This is a genomic window from Caballeronia sp. INDeC2 (assembly GCF_023631325.1).
Classification (GTDB): domain Bacteria; phylum Pseudomonadota; class Gammaproteobacteria; order Burkholderiales; family Burkholderiaceae; genus Caballeronia.
In genome coordinates this window covers 274,312-293,180 of sequence record NZ_JALQDG010000041.1, presented here as the reverse complement: position 1 = coordinate 293,180, position 18,869 = coordinate 274,312, and the positions used below count along the sequence as shown (strand labels likewise).

Below are 18,869 nucleotides of genomic sequence, written 5' to 3'. Positions count from 1 at the left end.
CTCAATATGCGCCGGATAGCAGCGCACCCGCGCCGGGCACGACGGCTTCCAGTCCGAGTTGCTTCAGCATTGCATAGGTCGTCGCGACGGCCGCGGTGACGACGGGCTTGCCGGTCAACGCCTCGACCTTCGCGATCGCCGGAAGCGACGGCATCTGCACGCACGCGGATAGCACGATGGCGTCGGCCTCCTGATAACGCATCGACATGACGATCTCGGGAAGCCGCGCCGGATCGTGACGGCCCACTTCGAGGTTGTCCGCAATCTCCAGCGCGCGATAGTCGATCACGTCGTAATCCTCGTTGCGGATATAGTCGACAACGAGCTCGGTCAACGGCTTCATATAAGGCGTCACGACCACGACACGCTTCGCGCCGATCACCTTCAGTGCATCGACAAGCGCGCCCGCGCTCGTGATGACGGGCGCATCGCCGCCGTTCTCGACCGTGCGCTCATGTAGACGCTTTTGCGACACGCGATGATATCCGTGCCCCATCGCCATGATCGCGACGAGACACGCATAGCCGAGCACATCGACGCGCGCATCGGATAGCTCGATGGCGCAACGATCGGACTCCGCGTCCATCGCGGCGAGTTCTTCCTTCACGACTTTCTTCATGCGCATGCGGCTCGAATGAAACGTGAAGCGCTCTGGCCGAATCGTTTGACGCGCGAGCAACATCGCGGGAATCTCGGTCTCCATCGTCGTGTTCGAGCTCGGCACGATCTGGCCGATGCGGTAGTGCTTCGTCATGTGCTGCTCCATGTGCTTGATGTCTTCGTAAACGTCAAAGGCGGAAGATGCGTTGCGCGTTGCCGTGACAGACGAGCGCGCGCGTGGCGTCATCGAGCGGAGCGCGTTCGATGAAGTCCGCTGCGATCTCCGTCGATTCATACGGATAGTCGACCGAGAACATCACCGCTTGCGCGCCCATTTCGCCGATCGCGCCGATGAGCGCGGGCGCGGAGCATACGCCCGATGTCGTGATCAAAACGTTTGTACCGATGTATTCCGATGGCGCGCGTTGCAGGCTCACGCCGTGCGAATACACCGCGAAGCGGCTGTCGAAACGCCAGCGCAGGAACGGCAGGCCTTCGCCCATGTGGCCGAGAATGATCTTCAGATTTGGAAAGCGATCGAACACGCCGCTAAAGAGCAGGCGCAATGCATGGCTGCCGGTTTCGACGCCCCAGCCCCAAGTCGCGCCCGTGAGTTCGGGATGACCGTCGAGCACGCGCGGATTCACGAATGCATCGGTGGGATGCAGGTATAGAGGCACGTCGAGTTCCTGCATCGTTGCCCAGAAGGGATCGTACGCGCGGTCGTCGTAATAGGTGCCGAGCGTGTGCCCGTTGACGAGCGCGCCTTTGAAGCCGAGTTCGCGAACGGCGCGCGTCAGTTCGTCGGATGCGGCTTGCGCGGTGTGCATCGGCAACGTGGCAAAGCCGCCGAAGCGCGCGGGATGACGCGCGATCTGCTGCGCGAGAAAGTCGTTGCTCTCCTTCGCGCGGCTGATCGCGAGCGCCGCATCGGGCTCGCCCTGCACGCCCGGTCCCGTCTGCGAAAGAATCGTATAGTCGATGCCCGCGCGATCCATTTCGACAATGCGCTGCTCGTCGAAATCGGTGAGACGCGCGGCGATATCGCGCAGGACTTCGGGCGCGATGTGCTGCGTGAAGCTTTTTGAATAACCCTGGAAACCCGGCGTGCTGAAGTGCTCTTCCAGCGCGATCTTGCGAATCCGCTTGCTCATTTGAACTCCGTTTGATCAGTAGGCTGACGATAAACTCGGACGACGAGCCTCCCTCGGCTCGACGCCATGCGATCAATCGCCCTTTCCGAAAAGCTGCCTGATGCGCCCCCAGATGACGCTCCACACGAGGCTGCCCGCATTGAACTTCGACGATGCCGATAGAGCGGCCTCCGGCCTCGCGCTTCCGCCGAGTTGCGCCGTGATGCGCGTGCCGAAATCGGCGATCATCCGCCGCACGAAATCCTTGACCAGGCCCGAGCGCGAAAACTGCGCGAGCGGCCCCTGCAACATGTATTCGAGCGTGACGGCCACGCGCGTCTTTTCGCCATCGTCTTCGCTGCTCAATGCATACGTCACGTCGCCATTGGCGCGCGATCGGCTGATGTTGTCCTGTCCCGCCCCGCGCATCACCGCGCGATGCGCGGCGTCGTCGCGTTCGAGGCGTGCCGCGCCCGCGAAGTTCGCCGACATCGGGCCGAACTTGATCGCGATCTTGCCCTTCACGCTCTCGCCGTCGTGCTCAACCAGTTCCGCGCCGGGAAGACACGACGTGACCGAAGGCAGATCGCCCATGAAGGCCCAGACCTTGTCGAGCGGGAAGGGCACGACGAAGCTGTCGTCGATCGCGGTCCATCCTTTGCGTTGCGCAGCAGGCTGGTCCGTGGATGCGGTGCTCGCAGCAACAGGCGCTTGCGGCGCGCCGGCCGGCGCGGCCGCGAAGGTCTGAAACGCCCGCGTCGAAGTTGTTGCATCGCCGACTATTGCGCGCGCCACGGACACTTCGCTAATCGGGTTCTCCTTCAGTTCCGCGAGCACGGCCCTGATCGCCGCGACGATGCCCATATAGCCCGTACATCGGCACAGATTGCCCGACAGTTCGAGCCGGATGCGCGCTTCATCGGCATCGGGAAAGCGGCGGACGATATCGCGCGCGGTGATCAACATGCCGGGCGTGCAGTAACCGCATTGCAGTCCGTGATGTATCGAGAAGGAACGGCGCAGACGTTTCATCAGTTCGTCGTCGTCGAAGCCTTCGATGGTGCGAACCTTCTGTTGATCGCATGCGACCGCGAAAGTGATGCACGAGCGCACCGGCTCGCCGTCGACTAGCACGGTACATGCGCCGCATACGCCATGCTCGCAGCCGAGATGCGTGCCGGTCAGATTCTGCGTGTCGCGAAGAAAGTCGCCGAGATGCACGCGCGATTCGACATCGCCACGCACGGAACGATCGTTGATAGTGAGTTCGATGACGGACATTGCAGTCTCTTCAAGCTGTAGTCGCGTTCGCTAAGCCGAACGCCTGTGCGAGACAGCGCTCCAGCGCCGCTGCATGAATCTGCCGGTCGATGCCGTCCGCGTTGGGCATCGCGCTTGCCACGGCTTGCGTGAGCGCATCCTCGGTGGCAGCGGCCGGGCCGCGTTGCGCGATCTGTCGCGCAAGCTCGTCGAGCGCGGCGGGCGGGCCATCGAGCGCGCCGAGCACTACGCGTGCGAGTCCGGTGCGCGCATCGAACGCGGCGGCCGCGCTCGCGTGCGCAAATTCGCCGGTCTTGCGGCATAGCTTGTAATAGCCCCAGCGAAGCGTCGTGCCCAGCTTCGGCAACAGCACGGCTGTGATGATCTCGCCCTCTTCGAGCACCGTCGTGAATGCGCCGAGCATGAATTCGCTCACGCGCACTTGACGTGTTCCATCCGCTTTGGAAAGCTCCAGACGCGCATCCAGTGCGGACAATGCCAGCGGCCAGTCCGCGGCGGGATCGGCATGCGCGAGACTGCCACCGATGGTGCCGCGATTGCGAATGGCGCGATACGCGATGCCGCTCGCCACATGCTGCAAGTAGGGATGACGCAAGAGCGCGTGCTTGCCGTCTTCGATTTCCGCATGCGTCACCGCGGCGCCGACGCGCACGACCTCGCCTGCTTCGGACACGCTGCGCAGATCCGCGATGCGCGATACGTCGACCACACGCCCCGGACGTGCAAGACGCAGGTTCAGCATCGGGCCCATCGACTGGCTGCCCGATATCGGCTTCGCGCCGTTCAATTCCCTGAGCGCATCGGGCAACGACGTTGCTCTCACATACTCGAACGCAGCGGCTTTCATCCCGCCACCTCCTGACTCAGTTCTTCCTTGCTGGCCGCGTTATTAGCCTTGGCCGCCGCGATCGCCGCAAGCAGCCGGCGCGGCGTCAACGGCGTCTCGGACACGATCACGCCGAGCGGCGTGAGCGCATCGTTGACCGCGTTGAAAAGCGCAGCCGGCGGCGCGATTGCCCCGCCCTCGCCCACACCCTTCGCGCCGAACTCCGTATAAGGCGACGGCGTTTCCATATGAATGATCTTTAGCGACGGCAACTCGGTCGGTCCCGGCAACATGTAATCCGCGAGCGTGGACGTAAGCGGCTGCGCGTTGTCGTCGTAGAGCGTTTCTTCATAGAACGCGGTGCCGATGCCCTGCGCCGTGCCGCCGATCGTCTGCCCTTCGACGACCATCGGATTGATCATGCGTCCGCAATCCTCGACGATCACGTAATCGAGGATTTCGACATCGCCCGTCTTCGGATCGACGGCGACTGCGGCTGCATGCGTCGCGTAGCTGAATGCACCCGTATCGACCTTCGGCTTGAAGCCCTGCGTCGCTTCGAGTCCCGCGAGGTTCACTCCAGCAGGCAAGCGCTCGGGACGCAGATACCACGCGGCCGCGACGTCCTGAATCGACACGCGTCCCGTTGCGCCGATGACTTCGCCGTTCTCGAAGCGCACCGCATTCAGTTCTTCGCCGAGCAGATGCGCGCCGATGAAAACCACACGCGGCACGAGCTCGCGACACGTCGTGGCGACCGCACCGCCCGCCATCACGATGCTGCGCGATGCATACGTGCCGGTCGAGTACGGCGTGAGCGCCGTATCGCCATGCACCACCTTGATCTTTTGCAGGGGCACGCCGAGGACTTCGTTCGCGATCTGTGCGAGCGTCGTCTCCATGCCTTGTCCATGTGAGTGAATGCCCGCGCGCACTTCGAGGCCACCGTCGGCGGTGATACGCACGGTCGCGAGATCGTAGCCCGGCACGACAGGCAAGCCCCACGATGCGAACACCGCGGTGCCATGCGCCGATTGCTCGGTGAAGGTCGCGAAGCCGATGCCGACGAGACGTCCATCCTTCTCGCTCGTTTTCTGTCGAGCGCGCCACTTGGGCACGTCGAGTTGCTTCACCGCGCGTCGCAAGCTCTCCTGGAAGTCGCCGCTGTCGTAATGCTTCTTCACGACGTTCGTATAAGGCATGTCCGCGCCGCGCACGAGATTGTCATGACGCACTTCCCACGCCTCGCGCCCGACTGCACGCGCAATTGCATCCATCGTCAGTTCGATCGCGAAACACACGCCCGTGCGCGCCACGCCGCGATACGGCAGAAAGCCCGGCTTGTTGGTCGCGGCGCATTGCGTGCGGCAGCGATAACCTGTGAAATCGTATGGCCCGGGAAGATTGCCCAGCGCTTGCCCTGTTTCGAGGCCGATCGTGAAAGGCCACGCGGAATACGCGCCGCCATCGATCAGCAGTTCGGCATCGAGCGCGAGCAGGCGGCCGTTGTTATCGGCGTAAGCGGTGAGTTCGTAGTGATGCTGACGCGAGTTCGCGCCCGCGATCAGATGCTCGCGCCGATCTTCGATGAAGCGAAACGGCGTCTTGTACGTAAGCGCGAGCCACGCGATGCACAGTTCTTCCTGCTGAAGCACGCACTTGTAGCCGAACGCGCCGCCGACATCGGGGGAGATGACGCGCACCTGACCATGCTCGATGCCGAGACATTGCGACAGCACCGTGCGAATCATGTGCGGCACTTGCGTCGACGTGATGACGACGAGCTGCGAATGCGTGTGATCCCAATACGCGAGCACGGCCTTGCCTTCCATCGGCACCATGCATTGACGTGCGAGATCGACTTTCTGCTTCACGACGACGGGCGCGTCCTTCGAACGCTCGTCGAAATCGACGTCGGCCTTGAGATCGAGAAAGAGATTGTCGGTCCAGTGATCGTGCACGCGCACGTCGGTGCGTTCGCGCGCGGTGAATGCGTTCGCGAAGGCGGGAAGCTCATCGAGATCGAGCTCGATTTCTTCGGCGATGTCTTCGGCATGGGCACGCGTCTTCGCGAAGCACATCGCTACCGGCTCGCCGACGAAGCGCACCTTGCCCGACGCGAGCGGCGGATGCGACGAGGGCTTGTAAGTGGGCAGGCTCGAATCCGCGACGATATCGGTCGCGCTCCGCATGTCGTCGCGCACGATGACTTGCCGCGCAAAACGCTCCGGCTTGCCGATGCGCACGATACGCGCATGCGCGACCGGGCTGCGCAGAAACGCGACCTCTTGCAGATCGGGAAACGTATAGTCGGCGACGAACTTGCCCTTGCCATGCAGATGCCGTTCGTCCTCGCGACGCCTGACGCGCGCGCCGACACCACCGCTCTCGGCCGGCGCTTCCGTGTGTTCCGTGTCACTCATGCGCTCTCTCCCAAACGATGTTCAGACAGGGTAGGCAAGATCGTTCGCGATCATCGCCGTGTCGTAGACCGCCTGTCTTTCTTTCAGCAGAAGAACGTTACCATTGCGCGCGAAGCGGTCAAAAAGCCTGCCCGCCTGATGCAAGGTCGTCGCGCCTTCGACCAGCGTTTGCAGCAGCATGTAGTTGCTCTGCGCGACGATTTCTTCATCGGTCGCATTCAGAATGCGCACGTTGGAAACGAAATGCAGCATCTGGCGCGGCGCGAACATCTGCGTGCGCGCGATGGCCACCGCGCGATCGCGCAGCATGTCGCGCCCTTCCGCATAGACGAGCCCGACCGGAAACCCGTTCGCAACGTTCTCATATTCGGTCACGCGATAGAGACAGTTCTCGGTGAAGAACTCCGGCCATCGCTCGATGTCGCCGCTATCCAGCGCCGCGCAATACTCCGCATGAAAGTCCTCGACGGCTGCGCGCGCGATGAGCGCCTTGTCGTGCGCGATGTTGTGCTTTTCGAATCCTGGCAACATCTAGAACTCCATCACTTCACGATAATGTTTGTACATGGCGCGAATGGCCGCCTCGGAGATCAGGTTGTCGGCCGTGCCGATCTTGTCGCCGTCCAGCTTGACGATGCTGCGATCGCTCACGGAGCGGCGCACGCCTTCCTGGACGAACTTCATCGCTTCGTTATCTTCGAGGCCGAGAAAGCCCGCCGGTCCCATCAGATTGCCCTGGCGCAGACGATGACGCACCATGTCTTCGGTGTCGTCTTCATAACCGAACATCGTCCAGAGCATGATCATGCTGTTCGGTCCGTTCGGCACGATGTGACGCACGCCCAGCGTGTTCATCTCGCGCTGCACGATGAGATTCGGCCAGATGGTCTGCATCGTCACGGACCATTCGGAATCGAATTCCTTCACGAATTCGAGGAAGCGTTCGTCGCGCAGCGTCATGCCGTCGTGGAACGAGCGCATTTCCTTCTTCTTGTCCTCGTCGATGGTCGCGTAGAGCGAATCGCTTTTCGCCGAAGCCATCGTGCCGTGGATGCCGTACTTGCTATCCGCGACCATCGCCGAACGGTTGCCCGCGACGAGCAGACCGAACACGACAAGGAACGAATGCAGCAAGGTCGCGTGATACGGGTCTTTCAGATTCTCGTGATACATCTTCCAGTTGCACGGCAGCTCGTTCTTGTAGAACCCGAGCACGCGCAGACGCTTGCCGTTGAACACCGCGTCGAAGTCCGCGAGGATCTCGGGCGTCAGATAGTCTTCGAGCGATTCCATGTCATGCGTGAACGACGCGAACACCACGCCGTTGCGCGTCGCAACCGCGAGCTTCTTCAGGCCGTGCGCATCGTTGCGGAAGTCCTTCGGCATGCCGCCCAGCTTGTTCACGCCGCGCCTGAACGGCACGCCCTGAAGATTACCCTTCAGGTCATACGACCATTGGTGATACGGGCAGACGAATTCCTTGTTGTTGCCGCGGCTATGACGGCAGAACTCCGCGCCGCGATGCGCGCAGCGATTCTCGAACACGTTGATCGAGCCGTCTTCCGCGCGCGATACGACGACCGGCGTCGGTCCGACATAAGATCGCTTGAAATCGCCGGCATTCGGTACTTCCGCTTCGAGCGCGACGAAGTTCCACGTGCGGCCATGAAAGATGCGCTCGACTTCGCGCGTATAAACGGCTTCGCTCGTGTACACCCAGTCCGGGATGCATTGCAGCCCTTCTTCGGGCCACACCAGCCCTTCTATCGGCGGATTCTTCGATTGAGGCGTATGAACGCCGATGATCGTTTCAGACGAGTACACCTTGATCTCCCGAGTGTGTTGAGCGAGTCAGCTTGTCGAGCTGGCGCAGCTTGATCGTGGGGTCGGCGAGCATGCCGGCATCGACTGTCACGGCTTCTTCGACGAGCCGCCTGATCGCGCGCAATTCGCCGCCTTGATTGATTGCGAGAACGTGGACGATCACGCCATTGCGCAGGCCCATCAGCACGGTCTTGCCGTCCGCGCCCGCGCGTTCTATCCATCGATCCACGGCGCCATCGGGCATACCGAGCATCTGTATGTTCCAGTCGTATTGATCGGTCCAGAACCACGGCGTCGGCGCATAGGCGGTTGTATCGCCGACGATGTTGCGCGCGGCGACGATCGCCTGTTCCTGCGCGTTCTGCCACGATTCGAGACGCGTCGCGCGATCGTTCGCGCCATAAGGAAAGTTGGCGCAATCGCCGGCCGCATAGACATCGGGAGCGGATGTGCGGCAATGTCGATCGACGATGATGCCGTTGTTCGTCGCGATGCCCGCGGCCCTGGCGATGCCGTCGTTCGGCTCCTGACCGATCGCGACCACGCACAGATCGAAGTTTTCGGTGAGGACTTGCACACCCGTCGCGTGCTCACGGACCCGCATTTGCTTCGCGTCGAATGCGAAGCGCACGCCCTGTGCTTCGTGCTTGATGCGCAGGCGTTCGGAAAAGAGCGGCGGCAATGCGCGGCTCAGCAACGTCGATGCGGATTCGAATACGCTCACCGCGAGGCCGCGCGTTCTGGCGCTCACGGCGAACTCGAGCCCGAGAAAACCGCCGCCGATCACCGCGGCCGATTGCGCCGTCGCGAGGCGTGCGCGCAGGCGCATTGCATCATCGAGCGTACGCAGATAGAACGTATGCGGACCTTCGGGTACATCAAGCAATCGACGCGCGCGGCCGCCCGTCGTCAGAAGACAATGGTCGTAGCGCAATTCGCCGCCTTCTTCGAGCGTCGCGACATGCGATTGCGTGTCGAGTCGCAGCACGCGATCGTTGAGCCATTCGATGCGCGCGTCGTCGTATAGCCCGGCAGCATGCACCCAGCCTTTGAAGCAGTCGCCATCGTCCTGTGCGATGAGCACGTCCTTCGACAGCGGCGGCCTTTCATACGGTGCATGACGTTCGTCGCCAACGAGCACGATGCGCCCTTCGAAGCCGTACGTGCGCAACGCTTGCGCCGCGCGCGCTCCGGCCTGTCCCGCGCCGATGATCAATACAGTCTGCGTCATGGTCATCACGCGCATCAAAGATCGACGTAGATGTCGCCGCCTTCCACCTGCACGCCGTACACGCGAACTGCCTGCGTGACCGGCGCGCACAGCGCGGCGCCCGTGCGGATATCGAAGCGTCCCTGATGCAGCGGACATTCGATGCAGCCATCTTCCATATAGCCGTCGCTCAAGAGCGCGAATTGATGCGTGCAAACGTTGTGCGTAGCATGCACTTCTCCTTCGAGCAGAAAGAGCGCGATGCGCTCTTCGCCGATCGTCACGCCGAGCGGTTCGTCTTCCACCAGATCGGCAAGCTTCGCCGCGAACTTGAGTGCCATCTGTCGCCCCTTCGAAATTGCTCAGTATGCTGATGAACCAGTTGAACGTATGCTAGCAGGACTTTTCGGCGAGTCAACCCGAACAAAAATAATGATTTTCCCGTAGAGAAACGGGCAACGCGCGGCTATGCGATGATGCGAGGCTCCGTCACGATATTCGCGTCATGCCTTCCACCGCCGTCACGCGCACGAGCCACCTGCCGCTTGCGAGCATTGGCTTCATCCTTGCTTCGATGCTGTGCTTCGCGGTCGTCGACACGCTCGCCAAAGCGATCGCGCTGCACTATCCGGCAAACGAGCTCACGTTCTTTCGCATGTTGTTCGGCCTCGTTCCGGCGATTGCCGCGTGCTGTGTCGGCGAACGATCGCTGATCGATCGCGTGAAGCGTCTCGACATCAAGGGTCAGACATGGCGCGCGCTCACGCTGCTCGGCGCGTCCGGCTTTTTCTTCGCGGGTTTGCCCTATATTCCGCTGGGTGAGGCCGTGGCGATCGCGTATTCGGAGACGTTGCTCGTCGTCGTGCTCGCGCCGTTCGTCCTGAAGGAACGGCTCACCGCGCGCTCGGCGGTGGCCGCACTCATCGGCTTTGCCGGCGTGCTGCTCGTCGTGCGTCCCGGTGGCGGCGAATCGAACTGGCTGGGACCGGTGTTGCTGCTGCTCAGCGCGTTGTGCGGCGCGCTTTCCATCCTCCAGATCAAGCGCATTCGCGCTACCGATGATTCACGCACCACGGTGCTGTTCTTCACGGCAGTCGGGACTGTGGTAAGCGCAAGCACGCTCGCTTTCAGCTGGAAGACGCCGACGCTCGACGCGCTTATGCTCATGGCGCTGCTCGGCGCATTGGCGACCGTCGCTCAGATCCTGATGACCGTCGCGTTCCGGCGTGCCGACGCGGGCACACTCGCGCCTTTCAACTACACGAGCATCGTGTGGGCGGCGTTGTTCGCCTACATCGCATGGGGCGAGACCATCGCGCCGCTTTCGCTCGCGGGCATCGCGTTGATCGTGGGCAGTGCGATCGCCGTGGCGTTGCAGCGCAAGATTCCCGAGGGGCCGATCGCTTGAGAGCCGTGGGTGAGCGGCTTATTCCTCGCCGGTGACCCACTTTTTCGTGGCGTGATAGCCGCGTTTGGACGTATCCGCGATGGCGTGGCCTGCCGATTTCGCGCCGTCGCCGATGGCGTGCGCTGCATCGCGCGCCGCGTGGCCCGTCTGACGACCCGCCGATTTGACATCTTCCTTGAACTGATGCGCGCCCGATTCGAGGCTCGCATGCGCGAGCGGGCTGAGCGCGATCAGCAAGGCCGCAACGATGAGCAAGGTGTTCTTTTTCATACCGGCGATTTTCGCACATCGCGCGGGCGGCACGGCGCTTGCGTTCGCCGCTGCATCGAAGCCCTTTCCCGCCCGGAGTAGACCATGCATATCGTCTGTCACATGATGTCGTCGATCGACGGCCGCAGCCTTACCGATAACTGGAATCTCGATTTCGCGTCGCCGATCTACGAAGACACGGCCGCGCGTTTCAAGGCCGATGCGTGGGCGTGCGGCCGTGTCACGATGCAGGAAATCTCGCACGGCAAGGACCGCGACTATCCGCGCGGACTCGCGAAAGGCCCGGTTCCGCGCACGGATCATTTTGCGAAACGCGATGCCAGCCAGTACGCAATTTCCATCGATCCGAAAGGGCGCGTCGCGTGGAAGAGCGATACGGCGCTCGATTCGCACATCGTCGAAGTGCTCGCCGAAAGCGTCGAGGACGACTACCTCGCGTATCTGCAATCGATCGGCGCGTCGTATGTGTTCGGCGGCAAGGACGACATCGAACTGAAGCGTGTCGTCGATACGCTCGCGCGCGAACTGAAGATCGGCAAGCTGATCGTCGAAGGCGGTGGTCACGTCTCGGGAGCATTCGTAAACGCTCAGCTCGCCGACGAAGTCAGCGTGCTCCTGATTCCGCTCGTCGATGGACGCGAAGCGCATACGTCGTCGTTCGAAGTCGCGATGGAGAAGTGGCAACAGCCCGCGTATCTCAAGCTCGAATCGATCGAAAAACTGGAACACGACGTCGTCTGGCTGCGCTATGCGCGCAAGACCTGACGCCTCGGGATTTACCCGCGCCACACGCCCTGAGCCGCTAAAAATGCGGCTTGCATTGTTATAATCCTTTCATTGAACGACCAGAATCTAACACTCCTCGCGCGACACGCCGCCACCAAGAGCGCGCCCCGTCGCGTCATCCCGATGGCCAAGAACGACCGCTTGCGCGCCCTTTCCGGTGCGCTCGAAAAACAGAACGTCATGCGTCTGCGCGATGCGGCCGCATTGCTCGGCGTATCGGAGATGACAGTGCGCCGCGATATCGCCGCGCATCCCGGCCAGTTCACGTATCTCGGCGGCTATATCGTCAGCGCGGCCGATGTGCCGAACGCGGGTTACACCATCGAGGAAGAAAAGGACCATTTCGCGCAGGCCAAGGCAATCGCATCGAATCATGCGGCGCGTTTGCTCGTCGACAACGAGACCATCTTCATCGATTGCGGCACGACCTTGACGACGCTCGCGCGGCAGATTCCCACGGAGATGCATCTGACGGTCGTCTGCTATTCGCTCAATGTCGCGGAGATTTTGCGGCGCAAGCCGAACGTGCGCATGATCCTGCTCGGCGGCGTGTATGTGCCGTCGTCGGAATCGTTCGCCAGCGACGAGAGCGTCGAAACGTTGCGGCGCATGGGCATCAACAAGGCGTTCATGTCGGCGGGCGGCGTCGATGAAGCGCGCGGCGTCACGTGCTGGAATTTTCATGAAGTCGCCATCAAGCAGGCCGCGATGGCGAGCGCGGTGGAACGGCATCTCGTCGTCGATGCGAGCAAGTTCGGCAAGGTGAAGGCGGTGCGGTTCTCGCAAATCTCGGAATTCGATTCGGTCATCACCGAGCAAGGACAGGCGTCTCACAAACCCGCCTGATTTGTTCCGATAAAAAACGGAAAGGCTCGTTCAGGGTTTGAACGAGCCTTTTTTGTTCCGTTTTTTTTAAGCGCGTTACTGCCTGCGCCCCAACGCGAACAACGTCCCTGCGACCAGGATGAACGCGCCGATGATCACCTTCTGCCAGGTGCTCGGCACGCCGACGAGAATCAGCACGCTATTGATGAGCGTCACCAGCACGACGCCCAGGAGCGTGCCCACGACCGTTCCCGTGCCGCCCGTGATGCGCGCGCCACCGAGAATCACGGCCGCGATCACGTCGAGTTCCGTGCCGACGAGATCGAACGGATTCGCGAGCCGGTTGGTCGACACATGCAGAATGCCCGCGACGCCCGCCAGCAAACCCGTATAGCCGAACACGAACAGATGGATCGCGCGCAGGTTGTAGCCGAGCCGTTCGGCGATGGCGAGCGAGCCGCCCATCGCGTAGACGCCGCGGCCCATCATCGTGCGATTGAGCAGCCACCACGTGACCACCGCCGCGATCACGAGCGCGAGCACGGAGACCGGCAACACGGCGCGCAAGCCATCCGGCGTGTGATAGAAGAAGAGCGGCAAGCGCCCGAACGTGTCCATGCTATGCGGAATGTTCATGAAGAACTGCGTGCCGACAAAAGTCAGCAACAAGCCGCGATACAGATACTGCGTGCCGATGGTGACGATCAGCGAAGGCGCCTTCAGCCGATGCACGAGCATCCCGTTGATCACGCCAAGCACCACGCCGCCGAGCGCGCCCGCAAGCAGGATCAGCACGAACGGACACTCGGGCCACCACGCGAACACGGCTTTGGTGATCGAGTACATCGTCAACGCGGCGATGGCCGTGAACGACACGTCGATGCCGCCCGACGCCAACACGACGAGCGTGCCGAGCGCGAAGAGCGAGACCGTCGTCGCGGAATGCAGCAGGTCGAACAGCGTGGCGAACTGGAAAAAGCGCGGGTTGATGCTGCCCACGACCAGACATGTCACCAGGATCAGCCCGAGCGTGAACCACTCGGGATTGCGCATCAGTTGCGCATACAGGTTGCCCTTGCGCACACGCGGCGCGATTTCGGCCGCTTTCTGCGGCATCGTCTCGCTTCCCGTGCGGCGGATGGATTCGCTCATGCTCATGCTGCCTCTGAAAGTAGCGCGTGATAAAGATCGGCTTCGTTCAACCGGTCCGCGCGATATTCGTTCGCGACGCGGCCCTTCTTCATCATCAGAATGCGGTCGCAGTTTTGCAGCAGCTCGGGCAAGTCGTCGCTGATGAGGATGATGCCGATGCCTTCCTTCGACAGCCGCTGCATGATGCGATAAATGATGTCCTTCGATCCCACGTCGACGCCGACCGTCGGGCCATGCAGGATCAGCACGCGCGGATCGATCGCGAGCCAGCGGCCGATCAGCACGCGCTGCTGATTGCCGCCCGAAAGCGATTGCACGGGCTTGTCGACATCGGGTGTCGCGATCTGCAAGTCCTTCACGGTGCGCTCCGCGAGCTCCTGCGCGCGCTTGCGATCGATCTGTCCGAAGCGGTCGCGCAGACTCGCGATCATCGCGGTCACGACGTTGTCGCGAATCGGCTTGTCGAGAAAGAGGCCTTCGTTCAGGCGATCTTCCGGGACATAGCCGATGCGCTGCGCTTTCGCGTCGGCGGGCGAATGCAGGCGCACGCGCATGCCGTCGAGCGTCACGGCGCCCATGTCGGCGGGCGCGACACCCGCAAGCGCACGCGCGAGTTCGTTGCGGCCCGAATCGAGCAGACCCGTCACGCCGAGAATTTCGCCCTTGTGCAGCTTGAACGACACATCGGCGAACTGGCCCTTGCGGCCGAGGCCTTGCACATCGAGCACGACTTGCGACGCGCCCTCTTCGCCCTGCGCGCGATAGCGTTCCGTCGACAGATGCTTACCCGTCATGAGCTCGCTGATCTGCGCCTTCGTGTAGTTTTCGATCGGTCCTTGCGCCATCTTCTGGCCGTCACGCAGCACGATCACTTCGCCGCCGATCGCATAGCACTCGTCGAGCTTGTGGCTCACGAACAGCACGGCGACGCCGTCCGCGCGCAAACGTGCGAGCACGGCGATGAGGTTGTCGACTTCCTTCTGCGTAAGCGATGTCGTCGGTTCGTCCATGATGACGAACTTCGCCTCGCTCGCAATGGCACGCGCAATCGCGACGAGCTGACGCGTCGCGAGCGGCAATTGCTCGATGAGCGTCTTCTGGAAATCCGCGTCGCCGGGCAAGCCGACCGCTTCGAGCGCGCGCGCGGCAGTTCGTGCAAGCGCACGGCGATCGAAGGTGCGCGCGAGCTTGCCCGCATGCTCGGCAAGCTCGGACGTGAGCGCGACATTCTCCGCGACGCTCATGTTCGGCAGCAGCGACAAGTCCTGATAGACCGTCTCGATGCCCGCCGAAAGCGATTCGAGCGGCGAGAGCTTGCTGTGACGCACGCCTTCGATGACGAGTTCACCTTCATCGGGCGGCTGTGCGCCGGAAATGATCTTGATGAGCGTGCTCTTGCCGCAGCCGTTCTCGCCCAGCAAGTGATAGATCTGGCCGCGCTCGAACGCGAGGCTCACGCCGCGCAGCGCATAGACGCCGGTGAAGCGCTTGTGAATATCGACGACTTCGAGAAGCGGTGTCGTTGTGGTCATGTCGGTCCAGGGCGCGCGGCGCGCTCTTTGACAAGCGCGCCGCGCGCGTCACATCAGAAGTTGTATTGCTTGTAGTTCGTCTTGTCGACATCGACCCAGCCGGTGCCGCGCACGATCACGCCCTTGCCGGGGCCCTTCGTCACGCTGACCTTGTTGTAGCCGGTAATGCCGAGGTCCGCGCCGTTCTGCACTTCCTTGCCGTCGACGAGCATCTGCGCGACCTTGTTCATCGCGAGACCGGCGAGCTTCGGATCCCAGAACGCGATGCCGTTGATCGCGCCGCTTTCCAGGAACTTGGCCGCTTCCGTCGGCAGGCCCGTGCCGTACACGCAGATCTTGCCGACTTTGCCCGCTTCCTCCACCGCGCGGCCGATGCCGATCACATCCAGCGACGACGAGCCCTGAAAGCCCGTCAGATCCGGATGCTTGCGCAGCACTTCCTTCGCGACCTGATAGGCACGTTCGCCGTCGTTATTGGTTTCGAGTTTCGGCTCGACGAGATCCATCTTCGGATACTTGGCCTTCGCATTGCCGATGCCGCCATCGGCCCATTGCACTTGCGAGCGCGAGCCGAGCGAGCCGACCAGCACCGCCCACTTGCCCTGCTGACCCATGCACTTCGACAGGCGCTCGTTCAGGCCCGCGCCGTATGCGGTGTTATCGAAGGCTTCGATATCGACCATCGTGTTCTTGGCATTGTCCGCTTCATGCGTGACGACCTTGATGCCGCGATCCATCGCTTTCTTGAGCGCGGGTTCGAGCGTCGGCGGATCGTAGGGCACGACGGCAATCGCCGTGACCTTCTTCGCGATCAGATCTTCGATGATCTTCAGTTGTTGCGCGGCATCGGCACGGCCCGGTCCCGTCTGATACGCGTTGATGTTCGGGTTCGCCTTGCCGAACTCCTTCACGCCTTCGTCCATGCGATTGAACCAGTTGATGCCGGTCACTTTCACGACCGTCACGATGGTTTCGTTCGTCGCGGCCTGCGCGGCCGCAATCGCGCCCGCGGCCAGCGCGATGGCCGTCAGTGCAGTACCGAATTTGCTGAGCTTCATTGCGTTGTCTCCTTTATGCTTCGTCTGGTTTCTTTGAACAGTTACATGCGAATATCAACGTCCCGTCGATGCGGGCGGCGGTGGAACATTGCTCTTGGGTGCGGCCCCGCCGATACCGAAGATCGCGCGCACGCGATCGCCGCCCGCGAAGGCGAGCGATGCGAGCAGCAGAAAGCCCCACGCGCAATCGCCGAAAAACTGCGATACGCCGAGCAGATTGAAGAGGCTCGACAGAAACTGCAGCACGGTCGCGGCGAGAAACACGCAGACGATGCGACCATAGCCGCCCGCCGGATTCACGCCGCCCATCACCGCGATCAGGATTGCGATCAGCAGATACGAATTGCCGTAGTCCCACTTCGCGCTCGACGTATGCGTCGCGCTGATGAGACCCGCGAGCGACGCGAGCACGCCGCACATGCCGTAGGTGAGGATCAGCATGCGCGCGCGCGGAATGCCCGCATAGAACGCGGCCTTCGGATTCGTGCCCATCAAATAGAGACGCAGGCCGAACGGCGTGCGCTTCAGCACCCAGCCGAGCAGCAGCACGGCGGCGATGAAGATCCACAGTGAAATAGGCACTTGCAGGAAGGTGCCATTGCCGATGTTCGACAGCGGATCGACATATTCCACGCGCACCGATGCGCCGTTGCTCAACACGACCGCGATGCCCGTGAACAGCAATTGCGTGCCGAGCGTGCAGAGAATCGGCGTGAGCTTCAGCTTCGCGATCACGACGCCGTTCAGCAAGCCGCCGATCGCGCCCATCGCCACGACGATGCCAATGAACACAGCCGTATAGAGCGCGGGCGCATCGTCGGCGGAGACCATGTGCGGCAGGAGCATCGCCGCGACCATGCCGGAGAGGTTCGCAAGCCCGACGCCCGACAGATCGATACCGCCATTACCCGACACCATCGACAACATGATGCCGAGCGCGAGCAGGCCGAGCTCGGGCAACTGTCCGCCCATCGACTGAAGATTGTCGATATCGAGGAACTGTCCGTGCGACAGCCACGTCGCGACGATCACGACGAGCACGTTCACGCCGATGAGGAAATTGAACTGGCGATCGGCGAGCCACTTCGACGCTTTCATTGCGTGACGCTCCCTTGTTCGAGCAGAGCGTTGATCTCGTCGAGACGCGGCATCGATGGCGCGGTGCCCGGGCGCGTCACGGAGAGGCTCGCGAGCGCGCAGCCGAAACGCACTGCATCGACCGGGCTTTCGCCGCGTGCGAGCGCGGCCGCGAAGCCGCCGGTGAAGCCATCGCCCGCACCGGCCGTTTCGACGACGCGGCCGCAATCGAACGAAGGCACGAGCGTCGATTCGTTCGACGTATGCAAGAGCGCGCCCGCTTCACCGAGCGTGACGATCACCGCGCGCACGCCCTTCTTCAACAGCACGTCGGCGGCGCGGCGGGCATCATCGACATTGGCGACAGGCACGCCCGTCAGCGCCGTCGCTTCGGTTTCGTTCGGCGTGATGTAGTCGCACAGCGGATAGATGTCGTCGGTCAGCGGCAATGCGGGCGCCGGATTGAAGACGGTCGTCACGCCGTGCTTGCGCGCGAGTTCGAGACCGCGGCGCGCGGCCGGAATCGGCTGTTCGAGTTGCGTGACGAACACGCCGGCGCGCGCGATATCGTCCTCGATGGCATCGACGTCTTCAGGAGCGAGCGCGCCCGCCGCGCCCGAGGCGACGATGATTGCGTTGCCGCCCGTGTTCTCGTCGACATAGATATGCGCGGCGCCTGTCGCGGCATCGTTCATCACGGTTGCGCGCGATGTGATGCCTTCGGCAGCCCACGTCGCCTGCGCGATTTCACCGAACGCGTCCGCGCCGATGCGCGTGCAGAAGATCACGTCCGCGCCCGCGCGTGCGGCCGCCACGGCCTGATTCGAGCCCTTGCCGCCCGGTCCCATCTTGAACGCGGAGCCCGCGACCGTTTCGCCGAGCAGCGGCATGCGCTCTGCGCGGAACGCGAGGTCTGTCACATAGATGCCGAGAATGACGACGCTTTTCATCGCGTACCTCCTTCCGGCGTGTCCGGTGCATCGGGTGCAAGCTGCACGCCTTTCTTGAAGATGAAGCAGCCGTAGCCGCGCGCTTCGCCCGTTGCGATCACGCAATAGGCCTGCTTCGCGCGCTCGTAGAACGCGAAACGTTCGATCGGCGCGAAGGGCGTTTCGCGGCCTTCCGCGTCATCGACTTCGCGTTGCGCCTCGCGCTGCACGGCGGGCAAAGTAGTCGCATCGCCGACTATTTCCATGCGGCCCGCCGGATCGTCGACGAAGGTATCGAGCGGCAGCACCGAGAGCACCGCGCGCACCGCACGTGGCGCGTTCGCGCCGTCGATGCGCAGCAGCTTGCCCAGCACCGTTTGCCGCGCGACGGAATCGGCGGGGAAATGAGCGTCGCAGATCACCACTTCGTCGCCGTGACCCATCGCGGCGAGCGCGTAAAGGATGTCGGCATTCAAGAGCGGATCGATGTTCTTCAGCACAGCGTCTCCTCCATGCATGGGCGTGTCTCGTGTCG

At 62.6% G+C, this 18,869-nt stretch carries 19 protein-coding genes; 3 read left to right on the top strand and 16 right to left on the bottom strand.

All coding sequences use genetic code 11. The features are described from left to right. Position 1: 1 nt before the first annotated feature. The 9 genes from NCS28_RS27115 to NCS28_RS27075 form a co-directional block, all read right to left on the bottom strand. Positions 2 to 754, bottom strand: coding sequence for a maleate cis-trans isomerase family protein (locus NCS28_RS27115; RefSeq protein ID WP_250516860.1), 753 nt, complete (start codon positions 752 to 754; stop codon positions 2 to 4). A gap of 34 nt (positions 755 to 788) precedes the next feature. Further along, entirely contained in the window at positions 789 to 1,754 is a 966-nt protein-coding gene (locus NCS28_RS27110; RefSeq protein WP_250516859.1) for an amidohydrolase family protein, read from the bottom strand. Between the two features lie 72 nt (positions 1,755 to 1,826). Next, a complete protein-coding gene (locus NCS28_RS27105) occupies positions 1,827 to 3,014 on the bottom strand; it encodes a xanthine dehydrogenase family Fe-S subunit (RefSeq protein ID WP_250516858.1) in 1,188 nt (395 codons plus the stop codon). Positions 3,015 to 3,024: 10 nt separating this feature from the next. Next, a complete protein-coding gene (locus tag NCS28_RS27100) occupies positions 3,025 to 3,861 on the bottom strand; it encodes an FAD binding domain-containing protein (protein ID WP_250516857.1) in 837 nt (278 codons plus the stop codon). Next, positions 3,858 to 6,263 carry a xanthine dehydrogenase family protein molybdopterin-binding subunit gene (locus tag NCS28_RS27095; RefSeq protein ID WP_250516856.1) on the bottom strand — a complete coding sequence of 802 codons (2,406 nt, stop codon included), beginning with the start codon at positions 6,261 to 6,263 and terminating at the stop codon, positions 3,858 to 3,860. The genes NCS28_RS27100 and NCS28_RS27095 overlap by 4 nt, the downstream gene beginning before the upstream one ends. Before the next feature lie 21 nt (positions 6,264 to 6,284). After that, a complete protein-coding gene (locus NCS28_RS27090) occupies positions 6,285 to 6,794 on the bottom strand; it encodes an aromatic-ring-hydroxylating dioxygenase subunit beta (RefSeq protein WP_250516855.1) in 510 nt (169 codons plus the stop codon). Next, positions 6,795 to 8,087: an aromatic ring-hydroxylating dioxygenase subunit alpha gene (locus tag NCS28_RS27085; protein ID WP_250516854.1), complete on the bottom strand. Its 1,293-nt coding sequence runs from the start codon at positions 8,085 to 8,087 to the stop codon at positions 6,795 to 6,797. Further along, positions 8,074 to 9,318 (bottom strand): NAD(P)/FAD-dependent oxidoreductase, encoded by a 1,245-nt coding sequence (locus tag NCS28_RS27080; protein WP_250516853.1) that lies wholly within the window; start codon positions 9,316 to 9,318, stop codon positions 8,074 to 8,076. The genes NCS28_RS27085 and NCS28_RS27080 overlap by 14 nt, the downstream gene beginning before the upstream one ends. A 14-nt stretch (positions 9,319 to 9,332) precedes the next feature. Next, a complete protein-coding gene (locus tag NCS28_RS27075) occupies positions 9,333 to 9,638 on the bottom strand; it encodes a non-heme iron oxygenase ferredoxin subunit (RefSeq protein ID WP_250516852.1) in 306 nt (101 codons plus the stop codon). A 164-nt stretch (positions 9,639 to 9,802) separates the two neighbouring features. Here NCS28_RS27075 and NCS28_RS27070 point away from each other — a divergent pair, with 164 nt between their 5' ends. Next, entirely contained in the window at positions 9,803 to 10,705 is a 903-nt protein-coding gene (locus tag NCS28_RS27070) for a DMT family transporter (protein WP_250516851.1), read from the top strand. 18 nt (positions 10,706 to 10,723) lie between these two features. On the opposite strand, the gene NCS28_RS27065 is transcribed toward NCS28_RS27070, so the two are convergent. Further along, positions 10,724 to 10,975, bottom strand: coding sequence for a hypothetical protein (locus tag NCS28_RS27065; RefSeq protein ID WP_250516850.1), 252 nt, complete (start codon positions 10,973 to 10,975; stop codon positions 10,724 to 10,726). An 84-nt stretch (positions 10,976 to 11,059) separates the two neighbouring features. Between NCS28_RS27065 and NCS28_RS27060 the strand changes: the two genes are divergently transcribed. Beyond that, positions 11,060 to 11,740 (top strand): dihydrofolate reductase family protein, encoded by a 681-nt coding sequence (locus NCS28_RS27060; RefSeq protein WP_250516849.1) that lies wholly within the window; start codon positions 11,060 to 11,062, stop codon positions 11,738 to 11,740. Positions 11,741 to 11,884: 144 nt separating this feature from the next. Further along, positions 11,885 to 12,607 carry a DeoR/GlpR family DNA-binding transcription regulator gene (locus NCS28_RS27055; RefSeq protein ID WP_250516848.1) on the top strand — a complete coding sequence of 241 codons (723 nt, stop codon included), beginning with the start codon at positions 11,885 to 11,887 and terminating at the stop codon, positions 12,605 to 12,607. A 75-nt stretch (positions 12,608 to 12,682) separates the two neighbouring features. Here NCS28_RS27055 and NCS28_RS27050 read toward each other — a convergent pair whose 3' ends face one another. Genes NCS28_RS27050 through NCS28_RS27025 form a run of 6 tightly spaced genes read right to left on the bottom strand, consistent with a single transcriptional unit; the run spans position 12,683 to position 18,834 of the window. Then, on the bottom strand, positions 12,683 to 13,744 hold the full coding sequence (locus NCS28_RS27050) for an ABC transporter permease (RefSeq protein ID WP_502801240.1): 1,062 nt from the start codon (positions 13,742 to 13,744) through the stop codon (positions 12,683 to 12,685). Further along, positions 13,741 to 15,270, bottom strand: coding sequence for a sugar ABC transporter ATP-binding protein (locus NCS28_RS27045; protein ID WP_250516847.1), 1,530 nt, complete (start codon positions 15,268 to 15,270; stop codon positions 13,741 to 13,743). Before NCS28_RS27045 ends, NCS28_RS27050 begins: the two co-directional genes overlap by 4 nt. Before the next feature lie 53 nt (positions 15,271 to 15,323). After that, positions 15,324 to 16,328, bottom strand: coding sequence for a substrate-binding domain-containing protein (locus NCS28_RS27040; protein WP_250516846.1), 1,005 nt, complete (start codon positions 16,326 to 16,328; stop codon positions 15,324 to 15,326). A gap of 54 nt (positions 16,329 to 16,382) precedes the next feature. Beyond that, entirely contained in the window at positions 16,383 to 17,426 is a 1,044-nt protein-coding gene (locus NCS28_RS27035; protein ID WP_250516845.1) for an ABC transporter permease, read from the bottom strand. Then, the gene (gene rbsK / locus NCS28_RS27030) at positions 17,423 to 18,355 is read right to left on the bottom strand and encodes a ribokinase (RefSeq protein WP_250516844.1); all 933 of its coding nucleotides are present in this window, start codon (positions 18,353 to 18,355) and stop codon (positions 17,423 to 17,425) included. Before rbsK ends, NCS28_RS27035 begins: the two co-directional genes overlap by 4 nt. After that, a complete protein-coding gene (locus tag NCS28_RS27025) occupies positions 18,352 to 18,834 on the bottom strand; it encodes an RbsD/FucU family protein (RefSeq protein ID WP_250516882.1) in 483 nt (160 codons plus the stop codon). The genes rbsK and NCS28_RS27025 overlap by 4 nt, the downstream gene beginning before the upstream one ends. Positions 18,835 to 18,869 lie beyond the last annotated feature (35 nt).

Excerpts from the sequence above, each read along its gene's own strand:
- NCS28_RS27115 (WP_250516860.1), bottom strand. The coding sequence starts at position 754 with ATGACGAAGCACTACCGCATCGGCCAGATCGTGCCGAGCTCGAACACG.
- NCS28_RS27110 (WP_250516859.1), bottom strand. The coding sequence starts at position 1,754 with ATGAGCAAGCGGATTCGCAAGATCGCGCTGGAAGAGCACTTCAGCACG.
- NCS28_RS27105 (WP_250516858.1), bottom strand. The coding sequence starts at position 3,014 with ATGTCCGTCATCGAACTCACTATCAACGATCGTTCCGTGCGTGGCGAT.
- NCS28_RS27100 (WP_250516857.1), bottom strand. The coding sequence starts at position 3,861 with ATGAAAGCCGCTGCGTTCGAGTATGTGAGAGCAACGTCGTTGCCCGAT.
- NCS28_RS27095 (WP_250516856.1), bottom strand. The coding sequence starts at position 6,263 with ATGAGTGACACGGAACACACGGAAGCGCCGGCCGAGAGCGGTGGTGTC.
- NCS28_RS27090 (WP_250516855.1), bottom strand. The coding sequence starts at position 6,794 with ATGTTGCCAGGATTCGAAAAGCACAACATCGCGCACGACAAGGCGCTC.
- NCS28_RS27080 (WP_250516853.1), bottom strand. The coding sequence starts at position 9,318 with ATGACGCAGACTGTATTGATCATCGGCGCGGGACAGGCCGGAGCGCGC.
- NCS28_RS27075 (WP_250516852.1), bottom strand. The coding sequence starts at position 9,638 with ATGGCACTCAAGTTCGCGGCGAAGCTTGCCGATCTGGTGGAAGACGAA.
- NCS28_RS27070 (WP_250516851.1), top strand. The coding sequence starts at position 9,803 with ATGCCTTCCACCGCCGTCACGCGCACGAGCCACCTGCCGCTTGCGAGC.
- NCS28_RS27065 (WP_250516850.1), bottom strand. The coding sequence starts at position 10,975 with ATGAAAAAGAACACCTTGCTCATCGTTGCGGCCTTGCTGATCGCGCTC.
- NCS28_RS27060 (WP_250516849.1), top strand. The coding sequence starts at position 11,060 with ATGCATATCGTCTGTCACATGATGTCGTCGATCGACGGCCGCAGCCTT.
- NCS28_RS27055 (WP_250516848.1), top strand. The coding sequence starts at position 11,885 with ATGGCCAAGAACGACCGCTTGCGCGCCCTTTCCGGTGCGCTCGAAAAA.
- NCS28_RS27050 (WP_502801240.1), bottom strand. The coding sequence starts at position 13,744 with ATGAGCATGAGCGAATCCATCCGCCGCACGGGAAGCGAGACGATGCCG.
- NCS28_RS27045 (WP_250516847.1), bottom strand. The coding sequence starts at position 15,270 with ATGACCACAACGACACCGCTTCTCGAAGTCGTCGATATTCACAAGCGC.
- NCS28_RS27040 (WP_250516846.1), bottom strand. The coding sequence starts at position 16,328 with ATGAAGCTCAGCAAATTCGGTACTGCACTGACGGCCATCGCGCTGGCC.
- NCS28_RS27035 (WP_250516845.1), bottom strand. The coding sequence starts at position 17,426 with ATGAAAGCGTCGAAGTGGCTCGCCGATCGCCAGTTCAATTTCCTCATC.
- rbsK (WP_250516844.1), bottom strand. The coding sequence starts at position 18,355 with ATGAAAAGCGTCGTCATTCTCGGCATCTATGTGACAGACCTCGCGTTC.